This is a genomic window from Pauljensenia sp. UMB6358 (assembly GCF_030216865.1).
GTDB classification, from domain to species: domain Bacteria; phylum Actinomycetota; class Actinomycetes; order Actinomycetales; family Actinomycetaceae; genus Pauljensenia; species Pauljensenia turicensis_A.
In genome coordinates this window covers 1-279 of the sequence record NZ_JASOMS010000159.1, presented here as the reverse complement: position 1 = coordinate 279, position 279 = coordinate 1, and the positions used below count along the sequence as shown (strand labels likewise).

Genomic DNA, 279 nt, shown 5'->3' with positions numbered 1-279 from the left:
ATCTGATGCAATGACGTCGAACCAAATCCAGCCGCCGTCAGCAAACGTCTTGAGTGGAACGTCGAATTCGACGGTTTCCGAATCAACGGCTGCGGAGTCGATACGGATGAAGCGTCCCTGAGCATTGGACTTGTAGACCAGGACCGATGCACGTCCTTTGATCGTTATTTCGAGACGTGCTGCTGTCGCACGGGTCCACTGGCGCCAGTAGCTCGCGGGAAACGCGTTAAAGACTGACGCGAATGAGACTCGAAGACCTCCAGGCAGCCTCATTGTCGA

1 pseudogene is annotated in these 279 nt (G+C 55.2%); it reads right to left on the bottom strand.

Annotated elements, in window-relative coordinates:
• Positions 1 to 279 (bottom strand): annotated as a pseudogene (locus QP381_RS09010) (glycosyltransferase); the annotation flags it as partial.